Origin of the sequence: Streptococcus sp. 9903 (genome assembly GCF_013276625.1) — a bacterium.
In the GTDB taxonomy this organism is placed as follows: Bacteria; Bacillota; Bacilli; order Lactobacillales; family Streptococcaceae; genus Streptococcus.
Map to the genome: position 1 here is coordinate 86,595 of NZ_VMLI01000010.1, position 6,109 is coordinate 92,703.

Here is a 6,109-nt window from a genome sequence, read left to right on the forward strand (position 1 = left end):
CGTTGCTTTTTTGCATGGTTGCGATAGTCTTGGTAAAATAGAATTGCTTAATAAACCATTTAGGAAGGCTATCCCATGCATATTCACTATAACACAAATCAAACAACTTTACCACTAGAAATCAGTTCCTTCTTGCCACAAGACCATCTCGTCTTTACGATTGAAAAAGTGGTGAATACCTTGGAAGATTGTCACTTCCATACCTTCTATCATGCCTTTGGTCGCCCGTCTTATCACCCTAAAATGCTTGTATCTACTCTTCTATTTGCCTATTCACAAGGGATTTTCTCTGGTCGAAAAATTGAAAAAATGATGGTTGAAAATCTGGCTATGCAATACCTAACAGGGCAGTTGCTTGTCAGCTACCGCACCATCAATCGGTTTCGTGTAGCTGAAGGGATGGAAGAACTCATTCGCAATCTTTTCATCGACCTCAATCTTCGTTTAAAAATGGAAGAGTTAGTGACTTTAGATTGTCTGTTTATTGACGGGACTAAGATTGAAGCCAATGTCAACAAGTATAGTTTTGTGTGGAAGAAAGCGACAGAGAAATTCTCCGCCAAACTTCAAGAACAGATACAAGTCTATTTTCAAGAAGAAATCACACCCCTTATCCATCAGGCTATTAAGCTGGATGAAGAAGAAGCAATTTCTTCAGAGCAGTTGCTTGCATTCGCTCAAGTCCTTGAAGAAGAATTAGAAAAACTGAACCAGGACATTGAGGAGACACCCGTTAAAGGAAAGGATGAACGTAAAACCCAGCGTCGTAAACTCAAGAAAGTCTTGCGTAAAGTCAAGGAGGATTTTTCAGTACGTGCTGAAAAATATGAAAACTATAGGCTGCTTATAATCTTCAAATCGCTACTGAAAATCAATTTGTTCTTCACTATGATGTCTTCTCAAATCCGACAGATACCAAGACTCTTCTCCCCTTCCTTGAAACTTATCCGCATGACTTGAAGACAGTTGTCACAGATGCTGTATATGGAAGTGAAGAGAACCTCCTTCGTTTAGATGAAAAGGAGGTAAACCATCTGATTAAATATGCCATGTTTGATAAGGAACAGAAAAGAGGGTATAAACAGTCGGCTAGAAACTTAGCGAATTGGTACTATGATGACAAGGAGGATAGCTACACACATCCTGATGGCTGGTGCTATCGTTTTCACCATATCAAGCACCAGAAAACACAGACGGACTTTCAACAGGAAATCAAGGTTTACTACGCTGACGAACTTGAATCAGCCCCCCAAAAGGGACTGTATATGAACGAACGCTATCAAAACTTGAAAGCTAAAGAATGTCAGGCGCTTTTATCTCCTGAAGGTAGACAGATTTTCGCTCAACGCAAGATTGATGTGAAACCTGTCTTTGGGCAGATAAAGGCTTGTTTGGGTTACAAGAGATGTAATCTGAGAGGGAAGCGTCAAGTGAGAATTGACATGGGATTGGTACTTATGGCCAATAACCTCCTAAAATACAATAAGAGAACGACTCAAAATTAAAAAGCTAGAGTTCCACAATTGGAAATCTCTAGCTTTTTTGTGGTCGAGAACTATTTTGTCTCAGGCTCTATTATTTCAACCTTGCGAAATAGAAGAAATATCTATTATCTATCGTTTTATTCTTAAGTTTAAGTAATTCAGTAAGCTCTTTTCTCGTTATAACAATACATTCAAATTTTATTTCAGTTATTTTAATAGCGAAAATAAAGAACGATATGCTATGGTCATTAATTTTTTTCTCTGTCAACACATTCCATGAATGCCACTCAAATTTCTCCTTATCACTATCTTTCATTTCTGGAATAAAGTTTTTACTAATACTAATAAAACTATTGTCTTTAGACATGTTGTTAAGTGACTTTTCATATACTCTTTTCAAGATATTGAAAATCTGCTGTTTAACACCTGAATTTTCTTCATTTATACTAACGTCTAAAGCTTTTCCACATTCTATAAACATGTTTATCGGTCCATAGTCTGATAAATCTCTACGTTCATATATAAAAGGCTTTCGATACTCTTCCTCATCTTCTCCTCCTGTATCAGCCAATATCTTTTGAGTCTTATTCTTTTGTTTTCTATTGATTGCTGAATTTAAATCTTTTTGATTATCTTTAGAAGTTTTTTGTTCAGTGGACATTACAGTTTTTTCTTTTGAAATTTCTTGATCAGTCTGATATTTATGAATAGAACCAAATTCATCAATATAGAAATAACTTTTTAACTCAATATCATCCTTAATTTGAGAAATTTCCTCAGAAGTTAGTTTCCTGTCCAAGAAAACATCTTTAAAAATATATAAACCATCATTCACAGTAATAAACTGCATTAAATCATTAGCTTTAAACTCACAGCCATAAAAAGACGAAGCTCGTGCATATTTCCAAAGCAAATCAGAATTTTTATTAAAATCAATAGCACAAACATCTTCAAAATTCATATAATTAGGAGCTGTAGATTTTATTTTATGTATAATTTTATTATTGAGAATCCTCCAAGAATAATATAGTGAATTGGGATCTTTTGAAATTTCAAATTCAGGTCTAAGATTCTTTAATTTTTCTTGTATCGATACAAATAAGGACAAGAAATCAATAGGTTCAAATGATTCATTAGGTTTATCTACTTCACTTCCTGAAATTCTCTCAAACAGCTCAATTCTATCAATAATCTGTTCAAGGCTAACCAAAGTTAAAATTTGATTCATTTCTTTTTTGTGAAAGTCTTCTTTCAATTTCAGGTAATCACTTTTTAACTCCGTATATACTTGATAAATATATTGCTTCTTTTTAGTCTCATTCTCTTCTTTTTTTTCTTTTTTATCTTTTCGATACCATGTTAGCAGAATAGGAAAAGCAACTGCAATTCCAACTATAACCTCACCCGAAACTAGTTTATGAAACATACCCGTTTCAGAACGAAAAGAATTGTAGCCTCCAAAAACGATTGCTAATGAAAATAACGAACCTAATAAAGCTTTACTTAAATCTTTGATGTAGTCATCTTTTGACCTATTTATATTCCACAATAAAAAAAATAAAGCACTCAAAAATATTATAGCAATCCAAAATTCTTCATGATTAATAATCAATTTTAAAGCCTCCAAAATGTTAACAACATTATATCAAGCTATTACTAGTTTTTCAATAGTTATCACTAATTCTTTCTCTCAAAATACTTCTTCCGCTCTTCCATAAACTCAATCAACTCTTTCTTGAATACTTCCTTTTCTTCTTCGGTCAGTCCCTTTGAGTTCATACGGAAAAGCAATTCAATATTATCTAATTCATCTGATTTTTCTTCTGAGTTCCCAACTAAATAGTCAATTGAAACATTCAAAACTTGTGCAATTTTAACAAGATTTTCTTGTGTTGGTTTTTTTACTCCACGTTCCCATGAAGCATATGCTTGTTGGGAAATGTCTAGTTTTTCAGCTATTTGAGCTTGTGTTAGTTTCACCTGTTTCCTTAGTGTTTTCAAGCGTTCTGCAAATTCCATATGTGACCTCAAAAAATATTTTAAATTTTTGCAAAAAATCGTTGACAATAACAACTATTAGTTGTATAGCGATTGAAAATAATAACCTTATCTTCAAAGCTAAATCACGATCATTGACAATTTAATAAAAAGTGCGTCTGACAACCAGAAGACTGATTGCCAAAACAACACTAAACTTCGTACCTTTATTGTAAATGTTTTGATAAGAAAAATCAAGCCCCTTTTATGGTTGAAGTGAAGATAGAAAACAAGCGATAGAAAACAAGATTATATTCTTATGGGCTTCCACGCATTTCGGACTTTCGCACTTTTCCGAATAGTAAAGTGAACTAGCTTCGCCAAAGGGCGTAAGAGAACCCAATGAGTATGATAATGACTACCTATTGAGGTTGGCTGGGAGAGCGATAGTAATTCATGCAAAGCACCTTGCTAAACGTTGCCACCGTGAAGGAGGGATCCTTCAACCAAATAACTTTTCTTTACTGCTGTCTATCCTTATCAGATAGACTCACTCTCAAGCTACTAAGTCTTCTTTTTACTTAGTAGCTTTTTCACTTTTATAATAAAGGAGAAAACTATGACTAACTTTTTTCGCACTACAATGTAAACGACTTTACGATAATTACACTTTTACTTATAGAATATTCAGTTCATCTGATAAGCTAACCGCACAGCTATACACTCAAGCTTTGAATGATTTAGAGTCTTTAGCAAAGAAATCACTTGTTACAGGATTTTCTCATGCGAAGTGGAATTCTATACTAGAATGTTTAAACGTAAACTCTCTACTCACTACTACTCAAGAGGCTGGGACAAAAAGATTTTGATTTTAGGAATTCTTTATTATAAAATTTCAAAATCGATAAATTATACAAAAAAAGAGAACAAAAACAGGATTCTAAGTTTCAGATAACTCGTTTTGTTCGCTTTTTATATTTAAGATTAGACTTTTGTCCCAGCCTCTTTTTATTTTACAATCAGAAAGGAAAAAACTTATGATCCCAGAAACTTTAAAAATGAAACCAGAATTTATCGGTCTAGCTTACTATGAAAAATTGGGAAACACTCCTCGTTATGTCTTTGGTAAAGAAGGAAAGTACCAAAGACATATTCTAAATAGTGAAACTCATGGTGCCTTCCACGTTATCACACCTGCTTCTACCACTGTCTTTCCAGAAGATACTCTTGTTGAAGCAGTTAATCCTATTTTCTTATCAGATACTTCGCTGAATGGAAATTCTGTCGCACCTGCTCCCAACGTTTTTGCTGAGAAGCTAGTGATTAAGAAATAACAAAATAAAGGAGAAAACAAAATGGCTAAAACTGGATTAAACTATGAAATCTATAAAGCTCTAACACACAGCGATACAGGTACAACTCAAATTTATGTCAATACTCCTAATGTAGTTCCTATGGCAGTTGGTGAATTTGCTTTAAAGTCTCTAAAACAATAAGGTAAAAATAAGGTAAACTTTGAGGTAAGCTTTTCAAAAAAATACGAAAAAAGCACCCATAAGGTAAACTTTTGAGTGCTTTGAAACGTTGATATGATCGTATTGATTAACGTTTACTAAATTGTGATGCTTTACGAGCTTTCTTAAGACCTGGTTTCTTACGTTCAACTTTACGTGAGTCACGTGTAAGAAGTCCTGCGCGTTTCAATGAATCGCGGAAGTCTGGGTCTACTTGAAGAAGGGCACGAGCGATACCGTGACGGATAGCTCCTGATTGACCAGCGTATCCACCACCTACAACGTTAACGAAAACGTCGTATGAACCTACAGTTGAAGTAACTGCGAATGGTTGGTTGATGACAAGACGAAGGTCAGCGTGTGGGATGTACTCTTCAACATCTTTTTTGTTAACAGTGATTTTACCAGTTCCTGGAACAAGGCGAACGCGTGCAACAGCGTTTTTACGACGTCCAGTACCTGCATATTGTGCTTGTGACATACTTTATTGTTCCTTTCCTTAGATAAGTCCTGAAATATCAAGAACTTCTGGTTGTTGTGCAGCGTGAGTGTGCTCAGCTCCAACAAATACTTTCAACTTCATACCTTGAGCGCGTCCAAGAGTATTGTGTGGAAGCATACCTTTAACTGATTTCTCGATCAAACGTACTGCATTTTTAGAACGAAGTTCACCTGCAGAGATTTGTTTCAATCCACCTGGGTGGTTTGAGTGAGTGTAGTAGATTTTATCAGTTGCTTTTTTACCAGTCAATTTAACTTTTTCAGCATTGATAACAATCACAAAGTCACCTGTATCAGTGTGTGGTGTAAATGTTGGTTTGTTTTTTCCGCGAAGTACGCTAGCAACTACTGCAGAAAGACGTCCAAGTGGTACATCAGTTGCGTCAACTACGTACCATTTACGTTCAACTTGGCCTGGTTTAGCCATAAATGTTGTTTTGTTCATGATTTCTCCTATATATAGTTCGATTTTTGTTTACGGTGATGGGTGTTCCTTCCCATCGAAAAGTATTTGGAAGGTTCCGGGGCCTTTCAAATGGGGTAAACAATACCGCCTACTATAATACCAAATTTCACCCCTAAAAGTCAATAGATATGAAAAATATTTTTCTAAACGTAACTTCTCAAAGTAAC

The 6,109-nt window shown here is 34.9% G+C and carries 8 protein-coding genes; 4 read left to right on the forward strand and 4 right to left on the reverse strand.

Annotated elements, in window-relative coordinates:
* Positions 1-75: 75 nt before the first annotated feature.
* Together HT696_RS10890 and HT696_RS10895 are read left to right on the forward strand one after the other, a co-directional pair.
* Positions 76-960 carry a transposase gene (locus tag HT696_RS10890; RefSeq protein ID WP_345789486.1) on the forward strand — a complete coding sequence of 295 codons (885 nt, stop codon included), beginning with the start codon at positions 76-78 and terminating at the stop codon, positions 958-960.
* On the forward strand, positions 858-1,505 hold the full coding sequence (locus HT696_RS10895) for a transposase (protein WP_345789487.1): 648 nt from the start codon (positions 858-860) through the stop codon (positions 1,503-1,505). The genes HT696_RS10890 and HT696_RS10895 overlap by 103 nt, the downstream gene beginning before the upstream one ends.
* A gap of 70 nt (positions 1,506-1,575) precedes the next feature.
* Here HT696_RS10895 and HT696_RS05100 read toward each other — a convergent pair whose 3' ends face one another.
* On the reverse strand, positions 1,576-3,096 hold the full coding sequence (locus HT696_RS05100; protein WP_173282925.1) for a hypothetical protein: 1,521 nt from the start codon (positions 3,094-3,096) through the stop codon (positions 1,576-1,578).
* 65 nt (positions 3,097-3,161) lie between these two features.
* On the reverse strand, positions 3,162-3,503 hold the full coding sequence (locus HT696_RS05105; protein ID WP_084888172.1) for a helix-turn-helix transcriptional regulator: 342 nt from the start codon (positions 3,501-3,503) through the stop codon (positions 3,162-3,164).
* Positions 3,504-4,498: 995 nt separating this feature from the next.
* On the opposite strand from HT696_RS05105, the gene HT696_RS05110 reads away from it, so the two are divergent.
* Positions 4,499-4,795, forward strand: a complete 297-nt coding sequence (locus HT696_RS05110) for a cytoplasmic protein (protein ID WP_173282926.1) — start codon at positions 4,499-4,501, stop codon at positions 4,793-4,795.
* A 21-nt stretch (positions 4,796-4,816) separates the two neighbouring features.
* Complete coding sequence (locus HT696_RS05115; protein WP_173283394.1) at positions 4,817-4,957, forward strand: ketohydroxyglutarate aldolase; 141 nt, start codon at positions 4,817-4,819, stop codon at positions 4,955-4,957.
* A gap of 106 nt (positions 4,958-5,063) precedes the next feature.
* Here HT696_RS05115 and rpsI read toward each other — a convergent pair whose 3' ends face one another.
* Positions 5,064-5,456: a 30S ribosomal protein S9 gene (rpsI, locus tag HT696_RS05120; protein WP_000075973.1), complete on the reverse strand. Its 393-nt coding sequence runs from the start codon at positions 5,454-5,456 to the stop codon at positions 5,064-5,066.
* Between the two features lie 18 nt (positions 5,457-5,474).
* Positions 5,475-5,921, reverse strand: coding sequence for a 50S ribosomal protein L13 (gene rplM, locus HT696_RS05125; protein WP_001044624.1), 447 nt, complete (start codon positions 5,919-5,921; stop codon positions 5,475-5,477).
* Positions 5,922-6,109: the final 188 nt, after the last annotated feature.